Origin of the sequence: Pedomonas sp. (assembly GCF_036515995.1) — a bacterium.
In the GTDB taxonomy this organism is placed as follows: Bacteria; Pseudomonadota; Alphaproteobacteria; order Sphingomonadales; family Sphingomonadaceae; genus Pedomonas.
Genome location: NZ_DATBUP010000034.1, coordinates 24,218 through 45,382 on the forward strand (window position 1 = coordinate 24,218; position 21,165 = coordinate 45,382).

Annotated in this window: 19 protein-coding genes and 3 pseudogenes; 5 read left to right on the forward strand and 17 right to left on the reverse strand. The window is 64.2% G+C overall.

What is annotated here, in order from left to right:
• Window positions 1-40 precede the first annotated feature (40 nt).
• The 4 genes and pseudogenes from VIG90_RS02690 to VIG90_RS02705 all read right to left on the reverse strand — a co-directional run.
• Window positions 41-2,176, reverse strand: a complete 2,136-nt coding sequence (locus VIG90_RS02690; protein WP_331591888.1) for a xanthine dehydrogenase family protein molybdopterin-binding subunit — start codon at window positions 2,174-2,176, stop codon at window positions 41-43.
• On the reverse strand, window positions 2,173-3,171 hold the full coding sequence (locus VIG90_RS02695; protein WP_331591889.1) for a xanthine dehydrogenase family protein subunit M: 999 nt from the start codon (window positions 3,169-3,171) through the stop codon (window positions 2,173-2,175). Before VIG90_RS02695 ends, VIG90_RS02690 begins: the two co-directional genes overlap by 4 nt.
• Window positions 3,172-3,174: 3 nt before the next feature.
• Window positions 3,175-3,663, reverse strand: coding sequence for a (2Fe-2S)-binding protein (locus VIG90_RS02700; protein ID WP_331591890.1), 489 nt, complete (start codon window positions 3,661-3,663; stop codon window positions 3,175-3,177).
• A 520-nt stretch (window positions 3,664-4,183) separates the two neighbouring features.
• Window positions 4,184-4,372, reverse strand: a pseudogene (locus VIG90_RS02705) (IS630 family transposase); the annotation flags it as partial.
• Between the two features lie 708 nt (window positions 4,373-5,080).
• Between VIG90_RS02705 and VIG90_RS02710 the strand changes: the two are divergent.
• Window positions 5,081-5,371, forward strand: a complete 291-nt coding sequence (locus tag VIG90_RS02710; RefSeq protein ID WP_331591891.1) for a hypothetical protein — start codon at window positions 5,081-5,083, stop codon at window positions 5,369-5,371.
• Here VIG90_RS02710 and VIG90_RS02715 read toward each other — a convergent pair whose 3' ends face one another.
• The 4 genes and pseudogenes from VIG90_RS02715 to VIG90_RS02730 form a co-directional block, all read right to left on the reverse strand.
• The gene (locus VIG90_RS02715; protein ID WP_331591892.1) at window positions 5,372-5,761 is read right to left on the reverse strand and encodes a type II toxin-antitoxin system HicB family antitoxin; all 390 of its coding nucleotides are present in this window, start codon (window positions 5,759-5,761) and stop codon (window positions 5,372-5,374) included.
• Between the two features lie 33 nt (window positions 5,762-5,794).
• Complete coding sequence (locus tag VIG90_RS02720; RefSeq protein ID WP_331591893.1) at window positions 5,795-5,983, reverse strand: type II toxin-antitoxin system HicA family toxin; 189 nt, start codon at window positions 5,981-5,983, stop codon at window positions 5,795-5,797.
• Complete coding sequence (locus tag VIG90_RS02725) at window positions 5,973-6,386, reverse strand: hypothetical protein (protein ID WP_331591894.1); 414 nt, start codon at window positions 6,384-6,386, stop codon at window positions 5,973-5,975. Before VIG90_RS02725 ends, VIG90_RS02720 begins: the two co-directional genes overlap by 11 nt.
• Window positions 6,380-6,756, reverse strand: a pseudogene (locus VIG90_RS02730) (integrase core domain-containing protein); the annotation flags it as partial. The gene VIG90_RS02725 and the pseudogene VIG90_RS02730, both read right to left, overlap by 7 nt.
• 92 nt (window positions 6,757-6,848) lie before the next feature.
• Here VIG90_RS02730 and VIG90_RS02735 point away from each other — a divergent pair.
• Window positions 6,849-7,939 (forward strand): annotated as a pseudogene (locus tag VIG90_RS02735) (IS630 family transposase).
• Here VIG90_RS02735 and VIG90_RS02740 read toward each other — a convergent pair.
• Window positions 7,936-10,245, reverse strand: coding sequence for an arylsulfatase (locus VIG90_RS02740; RefSeq protein ID WP_331591895.1), 2,310 nt, complete (start codon window positions 10,243-10,245; stop codon window positions 7,936-7,938). The pseudogene VIG90_RS02735 and the gene VIG90_RS02740 sit on opposite strands and share 4 nt — an antisense overlap.
• A 378-nt stretch (window positions 10,246-10,623) precedes the next feature.
• Here VIG90_RS02740 and VIG90_RS02745 point away from each other — a divergent pair, with 378 nt between their 5' ends.
• Entirely contained in the window at window positions 10,624-11,352 is a 729-nt protein-coding gene (locus VIG90_RS02745; RefSeq protein WP_331591896.1) for a TetR/AcrR family transcriptional regulator, read from the forward strand.
• Between the two features lie 29 nt (window positions 11,353-11,381).
• On the opposite strand, the gene VIG90_RS02750 is transcribed toward VIG90_RS02745, so the two are convergent.
• From VIG90_RS02750 to VIG90_RS02780, 7 genes are all read right to left on the reverse strand, one after another.
• Window positions 11,382-11,654, reverse strand: coding sequence for a hypothetical protein (locus VIG90_RS02750; RefSeq protein WP_331591897.1), 273 nt, complete (start codon window positions 11,652-11,654; stop codon window positions 11,382-11,384).
• On the reverse strand, window positions 11,655-13,241 hold the full coding sequence (locus VIG90_RS02755; protein ID WP_331591899.1) for a PepSY-associated TM helix domain-containing protein: 1,587 nt from the start codon (window positions 13,239-13,241) through the stop codon (window positions 11,655-11,657). It lies immediately after the preceding gene.
• Window positions 13,238-13,459, reverse strand: a complete 222-nt coding sequence (locus VIG90_RS02760) for a hypothetical protein (protein ID WP_331591900.1) — start codon at window positions 13,457-13,459, stop codon at window positions 13,238-13,240. Before VIG90_RS02760 ends, VIG90_RS02755 begins: the two co-directional genes overlap by 4 nt.
• A gap of 124 nt (window positions 13,460-13,583) precedes the next feature.
• Window positions 13,584-15,725, reverse strand: a complete 2,142-nt coding sequence (locus VIG90_RS02765) for a TonB-dependent siderophore receptor (protein WP_331591901.1) — start codon at window positions 15,723-15,725, stop codon at window positions 13,584-13,586.
• Between the two features lie 410 nt (window positions 15,726-16,135).
• Window positions 16,136-16,696: a TetR/AcrR family transcriptional regulator gene (locus tag VIG90_RS02770; protein ID WP_331591902.1), complete on the reverse strand. Its 561-nt coding sequence runs from the start codon at window positions 16,694-16,696 to the stop codon at window positions 16,136-16,138.
• Window positions 16,693-17,229 (reverse strand): dihydrofolate reductase family protein, encoded by a 537-nt coding sequence (locus VIG90_RS02775; protein ID WP_331591903.1) that lies wholly within the window; start codon window positions 17,227-17,229, stop codon window positions 16,693-16,695. The genes VIG90_RS02770 and VIG90_RS02775 overlap by 4 nt, the downstream gene beginning before the upstream one ends.
• A gap of 310 nt (window positions 17,230-17,539) precedes the next feature.
• Entirely contained in the window at window positions 17,540-18,199 is a 660-nt protein-coding gene (locus tag VIG90_RS02780; protein ID WP_331591904.1) for a TetR/AcrR family transcriptional regulator, read from the reverse strand.
• Between the two features lie 144 nt (window positions 18,200-18,343).
• Here VIG90_RS02780 and VIG90_RS02785 point away from each other — a divergent pair, with 144 nt between their 5' ends.
• Window positions 18,344-19,510, forward strand: coding sequence for an amidohydrolase family protein (locus VIG90_RS02785; protein WP_331591905.1), 1,167 nt, complete (start codon window positions 18,344-18,346; stop codon window positions 19,508-19,510).
• A 265-nt stretch (window positions 19,511-19,775) separates the two neighbouring features.
• Window positions 19,776-19,961: a hypothetical protein gene (locus tag VIG90_RS02790; RefSeq protein ID WP_331591907.1), complete on the forward strand. Its 186-nt coding sequence runs from the start codon at window positions 19,776-19,778 to the stop codon at window positions 19,959-19,961.
• 50 nt (window positions 19,962-20,011) lie between these two features.
• Here the strand turns inward: VIG90_RS02790 and VIG90_RS02795 are convergent, their stop codons facing one another.
• Window positions 20,012-21,058, reverse strand: a complete 1,047-nt coding sequence (locus VIG90_RS02795) for a hypothetical protein (protein ID WP_331591908.1) — start codon at window positions 21,056-21,058, stop codon at window positions 20,012-20,014.
• Window positions 21,059-21,165 lie beyond the last annotated feature (107 nt).

The following is a 21,165-nucleotide window of genomic DNA, read 5'->3' on the forward strand; positions in this document are numbered from 1 at the left end:
CTGCATCCCCCGGATACGGCCCCAGCGTGCGGCGCTGTTCTCAGAGCAGCTTTTCCGGCGTTATCGGCAAGGTGCGGATGCGTTTGCCCGTTGCATGATAGACCGCGTTGGCGATCGCCGGAGCAACTCCCACAATCGCAATTTCGCCGACGCCCTTTACGCCGAGCGGGTTGACGTGAGGGTCGTTCTCCTCGACGAAAATCACGTCCATCTCCGGCGGGGTGTCGGCGTGGACCGGGATGGCATATTCGGCAAGGGTGGCGTTGGGGACCCGGCCATTGCGGGGGTCGACCGCGGAATGCTCCATCAGGGCCATGCCAATGCCGCCGATCATCCCGCCGATGCACTGGCTGCGGGTTGTCTTGGGATTGATGATGCGCCCGGCGCCATAAGCGCCGACCATCCGCCGCACGCGCGTCTCTCCCAGATCCGGGTCGACCGCGACCTCAACGAAGATGGCACCAAAAGCGTGCATCGAGAAGCGCTTGCTCTCGTCGCCCGGCTTCACGTCTGCGCTCGCCTCGATGTCCTCCCCAATACGGCGCATGGCCTCTCCCAGATCATTGGCGCCGCTGCGGCTCAAAGCCATGTCACGCGCCTTTTGGCAGGCGGCCTGTACCGCATTGCCGACGCTCGCCATGGTCATCGATCCGCCGTGCGCGGGCGCCTTTGGCAGACGGCTGTCTCCGAGCAGGAATCGAACCTTTTCGATCGGCAGGCCGAGGGTATCGGCGGCAACCTGGGTCATGGACGTCCAGGTGCCCGGCCCCATGTCGCTCGCAGCGCTGGTGACGATGGCCGTACCATCGGGCATGAGACGCGCCTTGGCCGAGGCCTTCGAGAAATTCATGGGATAATTGGCGGTTGCCATGCCCCAGCCGATCAGCCACCGCCCGTCGCGCATCGCCCCCGGCTTGGGGTCGCGCCGGCTCCACCCGAAGCGCTCGGCCGCCGCCCGGTAACACTCTCGTGTGGCGCGGCTTGAAAACGGCAGGTTCTCGTGTTCGTCCATGTCGGGTTCATTGCGCAGCCGCAGCTCGACAGGGTCGATCTCGAGGGCCGAGGCCAGCTCGTCCATGGCGCACTCAAGCGCAAAATTCCCGCTCACCTCGCCGGGCGCGCGCATATAGGTCGGGGTGTGGATGTTCAGCCGGGCCAGGCGATGGCGCGTGTAGACGTTGGGGCAGGAGTAAAGGAAGCGGCTCGTATCCAGAAGCGCCTCCGAATATTCCTCGTAGGTCGAGGTCTCCTGATGCGCATCGTGGATGATGGCTGAAAGCTGCCCCTCGCGCGATGCGCCCAGTGCCACCGTCTGGATCGTGTGCGGCCGGCAGCCGACGCTGTAGAACATGTCCCGCCGGGAGAGCATGACCTTGACCGGACGCTTGGCGATGCGGGCGCCAAGGGCTGCCAGCGTCACGTGCGGCCAGGCGCGCAAGGCCGAGCCGAACGCGCCGCCGACGAACGGCGAGATGACCCGGACGTTCTCTGCCGGAAGGCCAAAGACGGCGGCGATCTCGCTTGCGGTGTTGTGCACCCACTGCGTCTTGTCCCAGAGCGTCAGCTGGTCGCCTTCCCAGGCGGCGATCGTTGTATGCATCTCGATCGGATTGTGGTTCTCGCGCGGGATCACGTATGTCTGCTCGACCCGGACCGGGGCGGCGGCAAGCGTCTCCTCGGGCTCACCGCGCCGGGTCTCGGGCGGGCGGCGCGCGCCCTGATCGGTCTGCTGCTGGGTCGGCAGCACCGGCTCGGCGCGCCCGATGTCCGTTGCTCCCCTTTCGGGCGCGTAGGTTGCGCGCACCAGCGTTGCGGCAAAGCTGGCCTGTTCAAGAGTATCGGCAATCACCAGCGCGATCGGCTGGCCCTGATGGTTGACCTGGTCATCCTGGAGGACATGCAGCCGCTCGCCGACGGCCGGGTCCACCCCGGCCTTGTGCTTGCGGTACGCCAGCTCTGGCGCATTCTGGTGCGTCAGGATGGCGATGACCCCGGGGACACGCTCCGCCGCTGCAGTGTCGATGGCAAGGATGCGGCCACAGGCAATGGTGCTGCGTACGATCGCGCCATAGGCATGGTCCTTCACATCGAACTCTGCGGCATAGGTGGCGCGGCCGGTCACCTTCTGGCGGCCGTCGATACGGCTGATCGGTTGCCCGATGACAGCTGTCGTCATGCGCGTCCTCCTGCGGTCTCGACGGCACGCACGATGGCGCGCTGCATGAGTTCGATCTTGAAGGTGTTATGCCCGTATCCTCTGGCGTTCTGCGCGGCGAGGGCCGCCGCCTGCCGCAGGCCGTCCGGATCGAGGCTGGCCCCGCTGAGGGCCGCCTCCACTTCCGGCGCCCGCCAGGGCTTGGTGCCGACGCCGCCCAGCGCGACACGGGCCTCCTTGATCCGCTCGCCCTCCATCTCGAGGGCAACCGCCGCCGAGACCACCGCGAACTCGAAAGAGGCGCGGTCGCGCACCTTGAGATAGTGCGAGCGCCGTGCCGCCGGGCTGGCGGGCACCACGATCGCCGTGATGACCTCCCCGGGCTGCAGCGTCGTCTCGATGTGGGGCGCGTCGCCCGGCAGGCGGTGAAGCCTGGCAACCGGAACGCTGCGCTCCCCGTCCGGGCCGCGCAGTTCAACGACAGCATCGAGCGCGACGAGCGCCACGGCAAGGTCGGACGGGTGCGCGGCAATGCAGGCCTCGCTCGTGCCAAGGATCGCGTGCCAGCGGTTCTCGCCCTTCAGCGCCGCGCACCCCGAGCCGGGTGTGCGCTTGTTGCAGTCAGCATAGCCAATGTCCCGGAAATACGGACAGCGGGTGCGCTGCAACAGGTTGCCGCCCATGGTTGCCTGGTTGCGCACCTGCGGACTTGCGGAATTGAGCAGCGCCTCGGCGATGACGGGAAACTCGCGCGCGACGACGGGATGGGCCGCAACATCCGCCATCGTGGCGGCCGCGCCCAGCCTCAGGCCCTGCTGCGTGCTTCCGATACGGTCATCAAGGAGGCCTGCAAGGCTGACCACCCGGTCGGGCCGGCGCACATATTCCTGAAGGAGCTGCACCATGTCCGTGCCGCCGGCAATGTATTCGGCTGGCGCATCGTTGCGCCCGGCCTCGGCCCGCAAAATCAGCGCTGCTGCCAGATCGCGCGGACGCTCGAGTGTGAATGGGTGCATGGCTCAGGCTTCCTTTATGGCGCCGGTGGCGCGAGCGGCATCCTGAATGGCGGCTATGATGTGATCATAGGCACCGCACCGGCAGAGGTTGCCGCTCATCCAGTCGCGGATCTCCTGAGCCGAGGCGGCGTGGCCTTCGGCAATGCAGGCAACCCCGGCCATGATCTGCCCGGAGGTGCAGTAGCCGCACTGGAAGGCGTCGCGTTCGATAAAGGCGGTCTGCAGCGGATGAAGCTCGTCGCCTTGCGCCAGTCCCTCGATCGTCGTGATCTCGCGGCCCTCTGCAAGAGCGGCAAGCCAGAGGCAGGACTTGACCCGCTTGCCGTCCATCAGCACCGTGCAGGCGCCGCACTGGCCAAGACCGCAACCCTTCTTCGAGCCGGTCAGGCGCAGATGCTCGCGCAAAGCATCCAGCAGGGTGGTTCGAGGATCCAGCCGCAGCCGGTGATCCCCGCCGTTGACGCGCAGCACGACATCGAGCGGCTCTGGCATCACTTCAGTTCCTCTTGTCGCCGTGGCAGGGGCCAGGTGGGCAAGCCCCGGTGAAGCCGATAGAACGCTGATGGCAGCCGTTGTCTCCAGAAGTTCTCGACGCGTCACGCCATCGCCGGGCATCGGCAAGCCTCCCTCACCAGGTTGACACCGCTCCGGCGGCCGGCAGGAGCAATCAGACGGGAAGGAGACCGGCCCCCTGCATCCTCGCTGCCACCCCCGTCATGCGCCGTCACCTGCGCCGCCTGTCCGTTGCGGCCAAGTCATGGATCACCAAACGAGTTCAAGCCGGGCTTTGCTCCCTGCAATCCTGCACCTGCCGCATCGGTCATGCCTGAGGCGCAAGCCGGCGCGCAGCGATGCTCCGGTCAGGGAAAAGGGCGCCGCTGTGCAGGCGTCGCCCTTTGGTGTGGTCGATGCGGAGCCCCGGCCTGACCGGGTCAGATCGGGGCTCTTAAATCTATTTGTTGGTCGCACTTTTGTTCACCGCAGGGTTCTTCACCCTGCTCGACAGCTGATGCTAGTGGTCTGAGCTGGAAGTCCGTTTGCAGAAGCGTGCGACCTTGGCGAGAATGTCATCGGCAGATTTGGTCCAGATGAAGGGTTTGGGTCCCGCGTTGTTTTGCTCGATTTAACTGTGGATGGCCTGTTCAAGATCCGCCGTACTGGTAAAGACCCCGCGCTCGAGACTGCGGCGGCTCAGTACTGCAGCGCGGCGATCAAGGTGAGACAATGCGCCCTCGGCGTCATGGATGAAGCCCTTGTCGCGGCCCAGATGCACCCGATCGATCTGGGTCGTGACCAGCATCACCGGCGACGAGGCCGACCAGCTCGACATCGTCCTCGAGGATACGGACGGCGGTCTTGCCCCGCCCGGCGCTGTGCTGACCTTGGCACTGGGCTGGAAGCAGGGCAGCGACGTCACGCCCGGCCTCTCGGTAAAGGCAGCTTCAAGGTGGACGAGATCGAGCACACTGGCCCGCCCGATGAGATCCCGCTGCGCGCCCGGGCGGCCGACTTCACCAGCGCCATTCGCCTGCGGCGCGAGCAGAGCTGGCACGACACGACGCTCGGCAACGTCCTGACCGACATCGCCGGGCGCAATGGCCTTGCCGCCCGCATAGCGCCTGCTCTGGCGGGCGTTGCCGTGCCGACCCTCTGTCAGGAGCCGGGGGAGCGACACGGCCCTCCTGCGCCGCTTAGGAGCCGAACACGATGCCGTGGCGACCATCAAGGCTGGCTGTCTGATCTTCACCCGCAAGGGAGCCGGTACGACGCCGGGAGGACAGCTGCTTCCTCTGCAGGCCATCCGTCGCAAGGATGGTGACCGGCACCGTTGGTCCCGCCAGACTCGGGACGAGCAGGCAGGCATGACCGCCTACTGGCACGACAAGGGGGCGAGGCAAAACGCCAGTTGGTGACCGTAGGAGAAAATCAGGGAGTCAAGCGCCTCCGCAAGACCTGCGCCAGCGAGGCCGAGGCCAAACAGGCCGCTATTGCCGAACGTGACCGCCTGAAGCGCACGCCGGCCAGCCTCGATCTGACCCTCGCCCTGGGCCGGCCGGACGCCTGCCCGGAACAGCGGGTGAAGATCTCGGGCTTCAAGCCGGAGATCGACGCCATCACGTGGCTCATTGCCGAGGTGAGTCACCGGCTGGACAGCAACGGCGGCTTCACCACGGATTTGCGGCTGGAGACTGCGCCGTAGTCAGAGGCTGCGCGCCGCCAGCGCTACCCGGGCGGCGTCGGACAGAAAGCCTGACCGATTGCCTGCCACTCGATCAATGGCGGCAAGCAAGCCTTCATCCATGGTGATCTGCACCCGCACTGACCGACCCGGCTTCTCAGCACGCACCAATACCCGTGCTGCCTCTTCAACCTCCGGGTCATGCGGGATATCGTCCAGATCGCTAGGGGCCGGGATCGGATCTCCGTGCTCGATTGAAAGAACCAGGTGGGCCGACAAGGCCTCTTCGGCCGCACGAGCAGCTTCCTGAACGGTCTCACCCGCTGATACGCAACCCGGCAGATCAGGGAAAAAAACGCTGTAGCCGTCGCTCGCGCGCTCGATAATCGCTGGATAGTAAACAACTGCCATTTCTACCTCCGCCGTATCGGTTGGTGAAGCTGGTCAGACCAGCTTCACCCCGCTTTGCTTCTCGATGCTTTTCAGTGTGCCTCTTGCGAGGTCTGCCTTCGGGTGCGGCACTGTCACCGTGCCGGGGCGGCCGGGATGGCGGAACTGTTTATGGCTGCCCGTCTGTCTCACCTCTACCCAGCCTGCGGCTTCCAGCCGCTTAATCACTTCCCTACTTCGCATTTCCGCCCCCCTTATCTGTGTATTTATACACACCGTCCAGGAGAACGGCAAGAAGAATATACACACCAATACACACTAAAGAGCCCCGGCGATTGACCGGGGCTGGAATAGCAATTTCTAGAATTCGCAGTCGCTTCGGATGATCATTTTGCTGCCGTACCGCAAGCTGCTTGAGATATTGCCCGGCGTAGAAACTCCACTCGACCTCAGACTCGTGGCGGTAGCCATCAGCGTCCACGATTTGGCTAGCACCTTCAAGGACCAGCCGCGCAATCTGAGAGCCTGATTTCAGTTTTGGGAGAGCCTTGAGGCTGCTGATAAAAGTCTGTCCAGTCCGGCGCCAGGGAGTCGCAGCGGTTGAGCAAGCGCTCAATGTCAGCGCATCGCCGCCAAACCTCAGCATATAACGTCCAGAACAATGCTCCAGAGCATTGCGTTCTGGTTGTGGAGTCTCAACAGGTTGTTCATTGGCTGGGCCAGTCGGCTGATGGGCGGCATGGAGTGTAGACTGTCGTGAGGACGGTGCCAGTTATAATTATGCACCCATGACTGGAGGGCGCCTTTGTGTGTTCCGAGGTCGGATAGGCCCTGGCATAGGCCCACTCGCGCAGGCTGGTCTGGATGAAGCGCTTGGCCTTTCCGTTGGTCTGGGGAGTGCAGGGTCTGGTGCGGATGTGCCTGAGGTTCAGGGCCTTGCAGGCTTCGCGGAAGGCGTAGCTTTTGTAGCATAAACCGTTGCCGGTCATCACGATGCGCACGGTGATGCCGAGGGACTAGTGGTCTGAAGCGGAAGTTTCTGTGCAGTGGCCCTTTCCTGTCGGCCTGAGCGTTTTTCCGGTTGTGTCTGTTATGGCTGGAGGCGTCGATGCCCGGTCCTTCTGCAACCCCGCTCAGTTTGTCGGCTGAGGATCGCCAGCGTCTTGAGGCATGGACGCGGCGGCATAAGACCAGTCAAAGTCTGGCCCAACGCGCCCGGATCGTTCTGGCCTGCGCCGAACCGGGCGCTACCAACAGTCAGGTTGCCCGCGCCCTGGGCGTCAGCCATCCAACGGTTGCGCTCTGGCGGGATCGCTTTGCCGGGCAGGGTCCGGACGGACTGCTGGATGCGCCCGGATCCGGGGCGCCGCGCACGATCAGCGATGAGGCCATCGACGAGCGGCTGATCGCCCTGACGCTGGAGACAACACCAGGGGTGCAACGCATTGGTCGACGCCCAGCATGGCGGCCAAAGCTGGCATGACCTAATCGGCTGTCAGTCGTATTTGGCGCGCCTTCGAACTCCAGCCCCACCGGACGCAGGACTGGAAACTCCCGACAGATCCGTTGTTCGTGGACAAGGTGCGGGATATTGTCGGGCTCTATCTGAATCCGCCGGATCGCGCTCTGGTTCTATGCATGGATGAAAAGCGGCAGATCCAGGCCAACGAGCGAACAGCGCTGGTTCTGCCTATGCAACCCGGCCAGCCCGAGCGCTGGAGCCATGATTATCGGCGCCATGGCACCACGGACCTGTTCGCCGCCCTGGACGTGAGGACCGGCAGGATAATCGGCCGGTGCAGGCAGCAGCACCGCAGCATCGTGTTTCGCAGTTTTCTCGACGAGGTCGAGACGCTTGTGCCATCCGATCTGGAAGTCTACCTCATCCTGGACAATCTGGTGACCCATAAGGCCCCGATCATCCGGGACTGGCTCGTAAAACGCCCACGCAGGCATCTGCACTTCACACCAACCGACGCGTCGTGGCTCAATCTCGTTGAATGCTGGTTCTCTGTGCTGACCTGCCGCAGGCTCGAGCGCACCGTCTTTACCAGTCCGGCAGCTCTGGAACAGGCCATCCACAGTTATATCGAGCAAAACAACGCGCGACCAAGACCCTTCACCTAGACCAAATCTGCCGATGACATTCTCGCCAAGGTCGCACGCTTCCGCAAACGGACTTCCAACTCAGACCACTAGCGCAGGTGAATATCCACCCGCTCGATGCTGCCGCCCGTGAACGGGTAGCCGATGGCGTCGTCGGAGGGATAGCGCCCGGCCGCCGAGCCGGTATCGACGCCGACGTCGAACGTCTCGCTGATCGAGAAGAAGGCCGGCGGGCTGGCCGGCAGGCGTTCCTGGCCGGCGGCCTGGCCATTGACCTCCAGTTTCAGATACCCGCCCTTGGCATAGCCGGTGCCGTCGTAGTCGAAATCGACCTTCAGCACGTGCCGGCCGGCGGGCAACGGCGTGCTGCCGACCAGATCGACCGTCTTCACGTCAAACAGGCGGTAGGTGAAGGTGGGCTTGCCGTCCTTACCCAGATAGAGCGACCAGCCGGCTGCCGTGCCGCCGATCGTTGCAATGACGCCGCGTGCGCCGCCTTCGGGAATGTCCACGGTTGCCGAGAGGCTCCACGACCGGTTCAGCATCTTGGGCGCGCCGACTTCGGGTATGCCGACCGCGCCGGGGTAATAGGTGAACTGGGTACGCTTGCCGGTCAGGCTCGGCAGGGCCGTGTCTCCCACGCTTGGACCCTTGAGCGGGAGCACCTGGTTGGCGGCCGCCTCGCGCAGGAACAGCGCCTTCATCTCCTCCAGCCGCTGCGGCTCCAGGGCAGCCAGATCCCGGGCCTGGGAGAAGTCCGTGCGCAGGTCATAAAGCTCCCAGGTGTCCTCCTCGAACGGCTTTTCCTTGTACTGCATGCCGGTCGCCCAAGGCAGCCGGTTATGGAAGGCCGACGCCATCCAGCCGTTGTGGTAGATCGCGCGGTGCCCGAACACCTCGAAATACTGCGTGGTATGCTTCTCGGGCGCCTTAGCATCGTTGAAGCTGTAGACGAGGGAGGTGCCGTTCATCGGTTTTTGCGCGATGCCGTTCACCTCACCGGGGGCCTCAATCCCAACGGCCTCAAGGATGGTCGGCGCAATGTCATTGACGTGCCCGAACTGGCTGCGCAAGCCGCCCTTGTCGGTAATGCGCTTGGGCCAGGTCACCACCAGCGGATTGCGCGTGCCGCCCAGATGCGAGGCGACTGTCTTTGTCCACTGGAACGGGGTGTTGAGGGCCCAGGCCCAGCCGACGGGGAAATGCGGGTAGGTATCCGGCCCGCCGATGTTCTCCAGACGCCGCAGGTTCGCCGCCTGGTCTTCTGCCAGCCCCTGCAGAACGCCCATGTAATTCAGGCTGCCCGACAAGCCGCCTTCAGGCGAGCCGCCGTTGTCGCCGACGATATAGATGAACAGGGTGTTGTCGTACGCGCCGCTGTCCTTGAGGCTCTGGACGAGGCGGCCCACCTCATGGTCGGTATGGGCGAGAAACCCCGCATAGGTCTCCATCAGGCGCGCGGCGATCTTCTTGTCATTGGCGCTCAGGCTGTCCCAGGCCGGCAGCCCTTCGGGTCTGGGGGTAAGCACCGTATCCTTCGGGACGACGCCCAGCTCTTTTTGCTTGGCAAGGATCTCCTCCCGCAGCCGGTCCCAGCCCTGATCGAAGCGGCCGCGATACTTGTCGATCCACGCCTTGGGCACCTGCAGCGGCGCATGGGTGGCGCCCGGTGCGAAATAGAGGAAGAACGGCTTGCCCGGCGTGATCGACTGCCGGGCCCGCATCCATCGGATTGCCTGGTCCGCCAGGTCCGTCGTCAGGTGATAGTCCTTGCCCTCGGGCCGCAGGATCGGCGTTGTGCCCTCGATCAGCGTCGGCTCGAACTGGTCGGTCTCGCCGCCCATGAAGCCGTAGAACTTCTCGAAGCCCATGCCGGTTGGCCAGCGGTCGAACGGCCCTGACTGGGAGATTTCCCAATCCGGCGTCTGGTGCCACTTGCCAAAGGCGGCGGTGTTGTATCCTTCCTGGCGCAGGATCTCGGCAATGCTGGCCGCATCCCTTGCATGCATTCCGGTATAGCCGGGGCGGCTGTCGGCGGTGTTCATCACCGCGCCGATGCCAACCGCATGGGCGTTGCGCCCCGAAAGCAGCGCAGCGCGCGTGGGCGAGCAGATGGCGGTGGTGTGGAACCGGTTGTAGCGCAGCCCTTCGGCGGCCAGCTGGTCCAGTGCCTGTGTTGCCGCCGGGCCGCCGAAGGTCGAGGCGGCACCAAAGCCCACGTCGTCCAGCAGCACGACAACCACGTTGGGCGCGCCCGCAGGCGCCTGGCGCTGCAGCGGCGCTGCCGGCGTGACGGGCGTCTCCTGCGCCGGGGCGGCAGTTGCAGGCAGGACGGCGGATCCAAGAGAGGCGGCGAGTGCGAAGACGCCTGCTGACGGGCGGATCTTGATCGTTTTCATTTATTCCCCCTGTGCGAAGCCCCGTGGTCTGGCGCCGACGAAGGCACGGCTGGATGTCAGGCAACACGACTGGACGCAAAACACGGTGTCGCGGCGCGAACGCCGTCTGCAAACTGGGCAGGGCGATGCGCTTTGCTTTGAGGGCACATCCGTCTTGCCGCCGCGCAAGGTGACGGCGTGCGCAGTGACGGCCCGGGGCTTGTCCCTTTTCAGGCGTCGGATCTCCCGAACCTGAGTTTTAAGCAGGCAGAATTCCTACGGCCCTGCTGAAAATAAGGCAACTGCATTAAATGAGAGGTGTGGCCAATCTCTTCAGGCGCTGCTACGCGCTGGAGCAAGGATCATACGGGCTGGAGGCAGGCCGTGCCGGGAGTGGGGATGACGGGGAGCGGACAAAGAGCAAAGGCGGTGCCCGCCGCGCGGCAGGGCTACGCAACCTCTGCTGAGACGCGGCTGAAGCTCATGCTGGCAGCCGAAGAACTGGCAGCCCGGCAAGGCCTTGCCATGCTCTCGGCCCGCGAGATCGCCAAGCAAGCCGGGCTTCGAAACAACGTGGCCGTGCAGTACCACTTCGGCTCTCTTGAAAACCTGCTGCGCGATCTTGTGCGGTACCGCCAGCTCCAGCTCGATGAAATCCGCTCAGCGCTGATCAATGAGGAGGGGCGCAATTTTGCGGACTTCGATCTTTATACCCTGCTGAAGATTTTCCACATGCCCCACCTTCACCTGATCCGGGAAGCGGGCAATGCGCATTATGCATCGTTTATGTCTCAGTACATCCTGGCCATGGACCCGCAGGACTATCGTCAGCTGAACGAGCACGGCAATGACTTGCCGGCTTTGACGAAATTGCTGCAAGCGATCCGCCAGAAGATGGAGGGGATCGACGCCGAGATCATCAGCCGGCGCATCGGGAACTGCACCATCCTGTTCCTGAACGTTGTCCGTTCACTGCCGGTGGCAGCATTTGGCCCCAGTTGCATCGGCGAGACGGGCCGGGTGATAAAGGACACGCTCCTGCAATGCGTCGCCGTTCTCGGCGCACCGCAAAGTGACGAGGCGCAGGACGTGGAAGCGGCAATGCTCCAGCGCGCATCGTCTGGATAACGTGCGCTCAAGGCAGGCAGTCCTCCTTGTTAGGAGCGCTGCCTGCCCCTTGAGAACAGGAGGGCGATGCACCAGCCCGCAACCGCACTGCCCCCGAACCAGAGGAAGAAGGCAGCGCCGTCTGCGGCCAGCGCAAAGGCAGCGCCCGGTAACAGAGCGCCCGCAATCAGGGCGTTGCGCATTGCACTGGGGAATGCCCGGCTCTGCGCGCCATAAGCCCTCTGGCGCTTGGGATCGCGCAGGCAAAGGAGGGCGACAAGCGCAGCCGTGAAGCCGATCGCGGCAAGAGTGAGCGCGCCCATTTATTCTGCAGCTCCCAGAGACAGGACGCTGCTGGTCCGGCGGCCCCGGTTCGGCTGCAGGGTCCACCAGAGCATCCAGATGCCGGCAAGCACGAAGGCGATGTCGAGCGCGGGGATCACCGGCTGCCCGGTTGCAAGCGCCGTCTGCCAGCCGGGCCCGTCCATGAGCAGGCGCAGGGGGGCAAGGGTCAGCAGCGCAAGGCCGCCCGCCACCTGAAGAGACTGGCGGAACGCCGCAGGGGAGGGCCAGAGCGCGCCGCCCAGCACGACAACGGCCGAGGCGATGAGGAATCCGGCCGGCGTCCAGTAGGTGGCGGTGCCCAGAGGCATCGTGATCAGGAAAGCGACGGCCGCCGCTGCCAGAGCAACGGGCAGGCCAAAGCCCACGATCGTCACGCTGCGCTCCAGCCAGCCAAGCGCGCGGCTGCTGCCCTCCCGCCGGGCCAGCCAGAGGCGCAGGCCGGTCAGCGTCACATAGCAGGTCGCAAAGCCGAGCCCGAACCAGATCGCCTTGGAGAGGAGACCGGCAAAGTTGCCGAAATGGAGCGGGGACATGACGGCCGCCAGCGTGCCGCCTGCCGAGGGGCGCGCGCCGACCAGCGGCTTGGTGTGGAGGAAGTCGCCGCTGACGCCGTCATAGACGAGGCTGATCGGCGCAAGGCCGCCTTCCGTGGGCGGGTGATAGGTCGTCAGCCTGGCATCGGCGCGGCCGAAATTCTCGAGGGTCGCAAAGGTCGGAATTGCGCCGGCGCGGTTGATTGCGTCCGCCGCGCTGCGATCCAGGTTGCCGATGACGAGCGGCCGGGGATCGGGCGTGCCCGGGTTGCCGAAGACGGCCTCGTTCAGTTGCTCCACATCGCCGGCAAAGACGGCCATGGCCACGATGGGCACGCCGATCGACCCGAAGAAGGAAAAGAAGCTGCCCGTGAACGCCAGGATGAACCCAAAGGGCAGGCTCCAGGTGCCGGCCACGCTGTGCCGGTCCCGCTGGACGAGCACCGGATTGGCTTTGCGCCGCAGCGTGAAGATGTCCTTGAACAGGTGCCGGTGGATCAGCAGGCCCGAAATGGCGGCCACCAGCATGGCGAGCCCCAGAATGCCGGTCAGCAGCAGGCCCCAGGGATCCGGCACGTGCAGCTGGACATGGGTGTCGACCAGAAAATGGCGCAGCGCATTGTCGTTGCGCGGCCCAAACACCTCGTCGCTGGTGCCCGGCCGGCGGTCGATGACCTGCCCGTCCTTGCCGAGCTGGTAGAAGATGCCCCGGCTGATGATCGTGCCGGCGGCATCCAGTTCATGCCGGTGAAAAAAGACGCCCAGATCATGATCCCCAACCTCAAAGAGGTCGATGTCGCCATGAAACTCTTTGGGCGTCTGCGCCCCCAGGCGGCGCAGATCATCGGCAAAGGGCCGCTCGAACGCTGACTGGGTCGTTCTGTGCCCGGCGGACCAGGTGCCGATCTCCTCGGCGAAGACCGCAACCGTGCCGGTCAGGACCACGGCATAGAGCAGCAGGCCAAGGACGATGCCTGACCATCCGTGGATGGCCACCATCAGCTTGGTTTCGGTCTTCGGCAGCTCGATCATGGATGCGCCTCCGTTGTGGCTGGCTCAGGGTCCAGGAATTTTTGGGCGATCAGGCCGCCGTGGACGGCCAGCAATCCGGCAGCAATAAGCGCAACACGCACCAGTTTGCGATCAAGGCAGGCGTGGAAGAACAGCACGGCCCAGATCAACGGGGCGAGCACCAGCGGCAGCACGAGGTTGTCGATGCCCGCAGCCCCGCCCGGCAGCCACAGGGCCATGCCCGCCATCACAATGACCGCGACAATGACGGCGCCGGGTCCGGCAAGAAAAATCCTTATCCATCGGCGTGACGTAGCAGACATATCCTGTCCCATCTCCGCTGGGTGATGACGGCTCACTGCCTCAGTACTTCAGGCCGATGGTGCCCAGCACGGTGCGGGGCGCGCCATAGTAGCCCTGATCGAAATTCAGCGCCGTCAGGTGCTTGGTGTTCGTGACGTTCCTGACGTTCACGCTCAGCGTCAGATTGTCGGTCACGGCATAGCGCGCGACCAGATCAAGCAGCGCATAGCCCTTCTGGGTGATGCGGATGGGCTCGCCCGTTGTAGACGAGACCGCGCCCGGCTCCAGATAGATGCGGCTCTGGTACTGGAGCGACGCGCCGAGCTTGAGGGCGGCGAGCGCCGGCGGCGAATAGCTCAGGTTCAGGCGCACGGTATTGCGGGGAACGAACGTCCTGACCGCTTCGTCGTCTTCGCCCCGGATGCGCATCAAGGTGTAGCCGCCGGTCGCCTGCAGGCCCTCGATGATCTGACCGCCGAACTCGAGCTCGATGCCCTGCGACTTTGCGTCGACCCCGCGATAGACCGTCTGGCCGATGGTCGGATCAAAGCCTGCCGCCTCGGCCGTGTTCTTCTGGCGCGCCTGGAACACAGCAACGCTGGCGTTGAGCCGTCCGCCATACCATTCGCCCTTGAGACCGGCCTCAAGATTGTCACCCTCGATCGGGTCGATCAGCCGGCGGTTGATGTCCGTCTCGGTCTGCGGATTGAAGATGGTGGCAAAGCTGGCATAGGCGCTGAGGTTGGCTGACAGGTCATAGGTCGCCCCGACGAAGGGCAGGAACCGCGTCAGCTTGTATTCGGTCGGCGCGCCGTAGGAATAGCCGTCGCTGATCGCCCGGGTGACGTTGCCGCCCACCATCACCTTCAGCGGATCGGCAAGGTGAAGGCGCACGAGGCCGTAGCCCGCTTCCCGGCGCGTATGAGTATTGAGGCTGAGATCATAAACGTCCGGAAAATCCGGCAGCGGGAAGCTGCCGGCGAGGGCATCTTCCAGCGATATTGGGGCGCTGATCAGGCTGGTGACATAGCTGGAATACTGTTTGTATCGCTGGGCGCTGCGGTTGACGCCGAGCATGATGTCATGCTTGCGCCCCCAGAGGCTGAACTTGCCCGCCACATAGGCATCCAGCGAGAGATTGCGCGTCTGGGCGCGGAACGCCCCGGGATAGATGAACAATCCTTCGCCCGTTGCGCGGTCAGGAATGCCAAAGACATAGAACAGCCTGTCTTCCTCGCTGATCGCGCGGCGATTGGCTGTGATCTTGAGGTGCCAGTCCTCATCGAAATGATGAACGATGTCGCCGAAGATCTGCCGGTCGATGACGTTGTAGCCCGCCCAGTCCGGCCCGGTGCTGGCGCTGCGATCGTGCTCTATGCGGGTGCCGTCGGTGTAATAGAGCGGCAGCGCGCCCCACATCGCCCCATCGCTGTCATGGTCCTGATGGCCGTAGCCCAGCGTCAGCGTGGTCTGCGGGCCGAGATCGGCCTCAACGATGCCGTAGCCGGTCCAGCGCCGGAGTTGATACCGGTCAAGATAGCTGTCGGTGTCGACGAAGGCCCCGACCGCGCGGGCGCGGATGCTGCCGTCGCCCGTCAGCGGGACGCTCACGTCGCCATCCAGGCGCAGGTTGTCGTGAGAGCCGTACTGCGCGGCGCCTGAGGCCTGAAAGGTTTTCAGCGGCCGCTTGCGGATGAAGTTGATGACGGCGGATGGATTGCCCGTCGAGGACAGGAGGCCCGGCGCTCCGCGCACCACGTCGATATGATCGTAAACGGCAGTGTCGATCGAGCCGGTCTGGATCTCGAAGGCAAAGGGCAGGCCGATGCCGTCGATCTGGAAGGTCTGGATGTCGAAGCCGCGCGCCGAATAATAGATCCGGTCCGTCTCGGCCGCCTGAACCTGCACCCCGGGCACGGTGCTCAGAAGGACATTGATGTCGTTGAGCTGGAAATCCTCGATCTGGGCGCGGGTGACGACGCTGACCGACTGGGGCGTTTCGCGCTGGGAGATGGGAAAGCGCGTCGTCGTCGTCTGGGCGGTTGTCGTGTAGTCCACGTTGGACTCGGTCCGCTGGCCGGTCACGATGATGTCGTCGGCACTGCGCGCCTCGGCGCTGGCGGCACTGCGCGCTTCTGCGGTATCGGAACTGTGTGCGGCCAGTGCGGTGGCTGCCGCCAGAACTGCGACAAATGCTGCCATAAAACGAATTTCCCCCATCGACACAGAACGCTGAGGCGTACTGAGGACTAACGCCACTATGGCAACTGCGAGTCATTTGCAATCTCTTTTTAGTCTAAATGTCGTGGTCTGCAGGTCGTTGATTTCTATGGTTTTTTCATTAGCGCCCATGGTCCGCATACGGGCGCATAGGGGGGCGAAGCGCCGGTCCGCCCGCGACTCCTGCAAGCGCGAGTCATTCGCGACAAATAGAATGGTTCTGATAAACGGGTCTCTGCCGTTGCCGGGGCGATCAGCCGTGAAGAGCACCATCAAGGTCAATTGCCGAGGGGGCAGGTCCGTCCGTCAGCGCGGCTTGAGCGGGTGCTGCAGGGCGTCTTGCCTCGCGCCATTCCCGCAAGGTGTCCGGGCGTTTCTCGGCAAGCAGTGAATTACTGTCGGCCCTCGAGGCCGTTTAGCAACTCATCAAGGGCATCGTCATAACCGTCAGCCGGAACCGGGCCGTCACGCGCGCCCATTGCGGTTGCAACAGCAGCGCCGTGAGTGAAGTCGACGAGGATGTGAACCCAGAGCCGGGATTGCTGCGCCGTCAGGCCCGCCTCGACCAGAAGCCGGGCGATGCTCTCCGTGATCCGCCGCGCCTGTTCCGGAAAGACGGTCCGCCGGCTGAACAGAAGGAGGGTGAGGCCGGGGTGGCGCAGCACCTGTGCATGGTAGGCCCGCATGAGGGCTGCAATCCGGTCGCGGGGAGTGCCGGTCTGCGGCGCGCAGACGGTGCCGTACACCCGCTCCGACATGGCGCGGATCAGTCCGTCGCGATCGCCGAAATGGTGGTAGATCGTCATCGGATTGATCTGAAGCCGTTCGGCGAGCGCTCTCATGGTGAACGCATCGACGCCCCTTGCGTCCAGAAGATCAAGGGCGGTGGCCAGCATGTCCTCGGGCGAGACCGCGGCCTTGCTGCGGGGCGGGCGCCCGCGCGGGCGCTTCATGGCGCGATCCGGTAGCGGGACTGCACAAGACCGGAGGCAAAACTCCGGGTCCCCTCGTGGATGAGGGAAATGTCCGAGGGAAGCGGGCCGAAAAGGCGGCGGCCCTGCCCAAGCAGCACGGGGACGCTGGTGATCACCATGTCAGAGATCAGCCCGGCGCGCAGGAAAGACTGGATCACGAGGCCGCCATCCACATAGACCCGCCGGCTCCCCTCGGCCTCCAGCATCGCCATCGCCTGCTCCGGGGATTTGTCTGAGAAACGCACCTTTCCTGCAAGGTCATCCGGCATCTGATCATCCTTGAGAGAGCCCGACAGGACCAGAACCGGGCGCGTATAGGGCCACGGCCGCACCGCCTGCATGGCCTCAAAGGTGCCGCGCCCCATCAGGATGACATCGATGTCCTTGATGAAGTCATCATAGCCATGATCCTCGGATGGGTCGTCTCTCTGCAAGAGCCAGCCGATATCCCCGTCGGCGCGCGCAATGAACCCGTCCAGGCTGGTTGCGATGAAGACATGCCCGCTGATCATCTTGGCCCCCTTAATTATACGTTGTATAAATAATTAAGGGCAGGAACGGCTCACGTCAACCCGCCGGATCCATCGCGTCCTCCGCAGTCAGAAGCGGGAGGTTGTTGCGGTGCGCCGGGAACTTTAGCCCGTTCCCCTGCGTCCCCGCTCCACACGTCAACGGACAGTGTCGGAACCGCCATCGGGCCTTTGCTTATCTTTATCCAGGAGACCATGACGGTCGACCTGTCGCCCGCCGGGCTCGCCCGGGGCATGGACGCGCTGCGCTGACCGGGCCATTGGCGGCCCATCGGCTGCAACCAGCGCTCAATCAGCGGCGAACGCCGTGGAGCAGGATCTCGGTCGCAGAGCGGATGTAGATCAGGAACCGCTCGCGGTTCACATCGTCATGCTCGGCGAAGATCCGGGTGATCTCGCCCGTCACGATCATGCACATCATGCGTGCCGCCGTCATCGTATCGACGTCGCGGCGCTGTCCGGCCAGCGCCCGGACCAGATAATCGTTCAAAGGAATGAGGATGTGCTCGTTGAAATGCCGGCGATGGGAAATCTCGATCTCCGGAAAACGCTCCGCCTGCCCGAGCATCAGTTGAATGAAAGCGGAGACCTTCGGGCGCGTGTAAAGATCCAGCAAGGCAAGGCTGAAGCGCACCAGTTCCTCCTCGATCGGCCGCTGCGCGTCCAGCAGCGCGACCGGATGCGCCAGCTCCCCGCTCAGCCAGGTAAGCACGGCCTCGAACAAATGCGTCTTTGACGGATAGCGCTCGTAAAGCGTCCTTTTGGAGACGCGCGCAGCAGCGGCAACGCCGTCCATGCTGGCCGCAAAGCCGTCCTTCATGAACAGGTCCGTGGCAGCCTCGAGAATGGCCTGCTCGATGTCCCTCGCCTCGGCCCTTGCCGGCCGTCCGCGCCGTACCTGTGCGCCTGTCCGGCGATCCGCCTCGGTGCGGGAAGGTTTTGCAAGACCCAAGGCACGCTCCTCTTAAAACGCCAGAACTACAGTCACGCCGCCATGGCGCGGCGCAGTATGGAAGACCCGGTTTGACATGTAAACGGAATCGTACCATTTTCTCGAGGGTACGGTTTCGTACCATAAAATGGAGGGGGAGGCTTCATGCGCATTATCGATGTCGACAGTCATTTCAACGAGCCGCACGACTGGTTCGAGAAAGCCAACCCGAAGCTGGCGGCCAAGCTGCCCCGGCTGACGCCCGCCGAGCTGCTGATCGATATCGTTGCAGGCGATCTTTTCGCGTCCGTGCCCCCGGCGCTCCGGCCCGATCCGCTGACGCTCATCCCGCAGGCGGTTCGCGATGCCTACGAGCGCCATCTGGCCGGCGGCGATCCCCCGCAGGTGGCGGTCGATGCGGGTGCCTTCCTGCCGGCGGCCTACGAGCCCGAGGCGCGCCTTCGCTGGATGGACGAGCGCGGCATCGACACGCAGATCCTGCTGCCGTCGAACGGCTACCATCCCTACCGCCATGCCATGCGCAAGGATCCCTCGCTCGCGCTTGACGCGCTGGGGACATACAACCGCTGGGCGCTCGAGCAGGTCCACGGCTATACCGAGCGCCTGATCCCGGCGGTGGTCATCGATCTGCTGGACGTCGACTGGTCGGTCGCTCAGGTGATCGAGGGCCGCAAGCGCGGCGCGCGGGCCGTCTTCGTCAAGGCCGATCCGCATGACAACAAGGCGCTCAATCATCCGGATTTCGAGCCCTTCTGGGCAACCTGCGAGGACTTGGGCGTTGTCGTACTCTTCCACGTCGGTGGGGGCCGGGCGGCGCTGCACCCCGGCTGGGCCAACAACGGCGGCGATCTCAGCGCCTTTTATACGCTGACCTCCATGTCGCGGCGCATGGTGCCCCAGCTGGCGCTGGGCGCGATGATCTTCGGCGGCGTGCTTGAGCGCTACCCGCGGCTCGCCATCATCGTCTCCGAACTGGGGATCGACTGGCTGCCCGACTTTCTGGAGACCATCGACCGCGAAGCCGACAACAGCCGTCCCCGGATGCTGAACTTCGCGCCCTACACCCTGCCGCTGAAGCCGAGCGAATATGTGCAGCGCCAGGTCCGCGTCTCGGTCGTGCACCAGCAGGATGTCCTGAGGCCGACGCTTGACCGCATCCCGGAGGGAATTGTCGTGTTCTCGTCGGACTTCCCGCACATCGAGGGCCATCAGGAAGCCGTTGCGCTCTATGACCGGCAGCTGGACGGCCTTGGTCCGTCCGCGCGCGAGAGCTTCTTCGGAAAATCCGCCGCCGACCTGCTCGGCCTCTAGGCACTCAGAGTGAGGCACCGCTGCAACGCATCTGGCGTGTTGCAGCGGTGCCTCTCAAGAAGCAGTGAGCTGCGCGGCGATGTGCTCTATAGTCTGTCAGAAGAGCAGGGCGGCCTAGAGCAGCTTTCGAGCAGGGTGGCATACACTGCGCTTAAGAAAGTGCGACCAACAAAGAACTTGGAGCCGCGATCTGATGCAATCAGATCGGAAAAGGCTCTAATGCTTAGAGTTTCAAGTGCATCCCAGGCGCTGACGGAGACCGAAGATGAGCGCGCAGCAGAGCAAGGACGCGGGCTTCCGCAGCGAAATTGCGGGCGCGGTCCATGAAATGATGAGGGCAGCCCATGATGCAGGCGTGGTCTCTCCGGCAGCGCTGCATACCTTTGAAGAGGCATGGCTTGCTCCGGCCCGCCCGAGTGCTGCCTGTCCGCCGTCCAGCCGAAAGACGTGAAGGCGCCGCTGCAACGCGTCTGGCGTGTTGCAGCGGCGTCTTTTCCTGACTTAGGCCGCCATCGCCTCTTCCGGTTCGGGCGGAAAGATCGCGGGCGTGCCGGGGTCGTAGACCTTGATCAGCAGGCTGATGAACGTCTTGTCCGTCAGCGGGTCGCTCGGCATGTCGAAGGAGACCTTGCGGGCGCGCAGGTCGGCGATGATCGTGTCGAACACCTGCTCATGGGTCAGGTCGTCCGTGTGATCGAGCGCGCGCTTGAGTTCGGCATAATCCATGTAGATGTCCGCGCCCCAGTGAACGAGGAACCGGAACTCCTCTTCCGGCACCTGCTGGATCACCCGTCCGTCGGTCGTGATCTGCCAGCCGCCCGGCGTCGTCGGGTCGGGCTCCATCAGCGAGTTGATCGCCAGGCCCTCGGGCCGGCGCATGGAGGAGGGGCCGTTGGACTCGGCGGTGTGGAACATCATCTCGTTTTCAACGACGACGGCCCGGCCCCACATCGGGGCCTTGATCTGCTGGGGCTGCTCCTTGGGGCCGTCCGGCCAATAGGTGAAGCCGCCGCCCACCTTGCCCTTGTAGTACCAGGTGATGACCTGCGCCTTCTTGGCGCGCCAGCGCTCGAACAGGCCGGTCTTGGTCATGGTGTTCATCAGCCAGATCGGCGAATTGTGCATGGAGATGCCGCGATAGCGGGTGGCATCGACGTGCGGTGAGCCGCCGCCCTGGCACGGGCCCTGAATGTTGAACAGCATGTTCTCGGGCGTCGCGTAGGCCGCGCCCCAGTAGCCGCGCACCAGGTCGAGGAACTTGGTGTTGAAGAAGCAGTCCTCGATCTCCGGGTGCAGCATGGTGTGCGCCTTGGCGAAGTAGCCGCGAAAGACCGGGGAGAGGAACATGTCCCACGTCGGGGTGAACCCTTCGGGCACCGAGCCTGAGGTGGTGGCGATCACTTCCTCGGGCGACTTGAAGTGCTGGGCCAGAATCAGGGACCACGGACCGTTCTTGCGCACCACATTCAGCATGCGCTCGTGCTGGTCCTGGGTGAATGCGTTCTCGATGATCTGCGGTGGTGCCACAGGTCGGAAATTGCTCGTCATGTCTGCTCCCCGATGCCTTGCTTGACTGTTCCGGTGGTCTGCGCGGCAGAGCTCCCGTCGCCGGCCGGGCAAGAGTTTGAAACAGGCAGGGCAGGGAGGCAAGCTAA

Excerpts from the sequence above, each read along its gene's own strand:
- VIG90_RS02700 (WP_331591890.1), bottom strand. The coding sequence starts at position 3,663 with ATGCCAGAGCCGCTCGATGTCGTGCTGCGCGTCAACGGCGGGGATCAC.
- VIG90_RS02715 (WP_331591892.1), bottom strand. The coding sequence starts at position 5,761 with ATGGCAGTTGTTTACTATCCAGCGATTATCGAGCGCGCGAGCGACGGC.
- VIG90_RS02795 (WP_331591908.1), bottom strand. The coding sequence starts at position 21,058 with ATGACGAGCAATTTCCGACCTGTGGCACCACCGCAGATCATCGAGAAC.
- VIG90_RS02785 (WP_331591905.1), top strand. The coding sequence starts at position 18,344 with ATGCGCATTATCGATGTCGACAGTCATTTCAACGAGCCGCACGACTGG.
- VIG90_RS02740 (WP_331591895.1), bottom strand. The coding sequence starts at position 10,245 with ATGAAAACGATCAAGATCCGCCCGTCAGCAGGCGTCTTCGCACTCGCC.
- VIG90_RS02790 (WP_331591907.1), top strand. The coding sequence starts at position 19,776 with ATGAGCGCGCAGCAGAGCAAGGACGCGGGCTTCCGCAGCGAAATTGCG.
- VIG90_RS02720 (WP_331591893.1), bottom strand. The coding sequence starts at position 5,983 with ATGCGAAGTAGGGAAGTGATTAAGCGGCTGGAAGCCGCAGGCTGGGTA.
- VIG90_RS02775 (WP_331591903.1), bottom strand. The coding sequence starts at position 17,229 with ATGATCAGCGGGCATGTCTTCATCGCAACCAGCCTGGACGGGTTCATT.
- VIG90_RS02725 (WP_331591894.1), bottom strand. The coding sequence starts at position 6,386 with ATGCTGAGGTTTGGCGGCGATGCGCTGACATTGAGCGCTTGCTCAACC.
- VIG90_RS02760 (WP_331591900.1), bottom strand. The coding sequence starts at position 13,459 with ATGGCCCTGTGGCTGCCGGGCGGGGCTGCGGGCATCGACAACCTCGTG.
- VIG90_RS02750 (WP_331591897.1), bottom strand. The coding sequence starts at position 11,654 with ATGGGCGCGCTCACTCTTGCCGCGATCGGCTTCACGGCTGCGCTTGTC.
- VIG90_RS02690 (WP_331591888.1), bottom strand. The coding sequence starts at position 2,176 with ATGACGACAGCTGTCATCGGGCAACCGATCAGCCGTATCGACGGCCGC.
- VIG90_RS02695 (WP_331591889.1), bottom strand. The coding sequence starts at position 3,171 with ATGCACCCATTCACACTCGAGCGTCCGCGCGATCTGGCAGCAGCGCTG.
- VIG90_RS02765 (WP_331591901.1), bottom strand. The coding sequence starts at position 15,725 with ATGGCAGCATTTGTCGCAGTTCTGGCGGCAGCCACCGCACTGGCCGCA.
- VIG90_RS02745 (WP_331591896.1), top strand. The coding sequence starts at position 10,624 with ATGACGGGGAGCGGACAAAGAGCAAAGGCGGTGCCCGCCGCGCGGCAG.
- VIG90_RS02755 (WP_331591899.1), bottom strand. The coding sequence starts at position 13,241 with ATGATCGAGCTGCCGAAGACCGAAACCAAGCTGATGGTGGCCATCCAC.
- VIG90_RS02770 (WP_331591902.1), bottom strand. The coding sequence starts at position 16,696 with ATGAAGCGCCCGCGCGGGCGCCCGCCCCGCAGCAAGGCCGCGGTCTCG.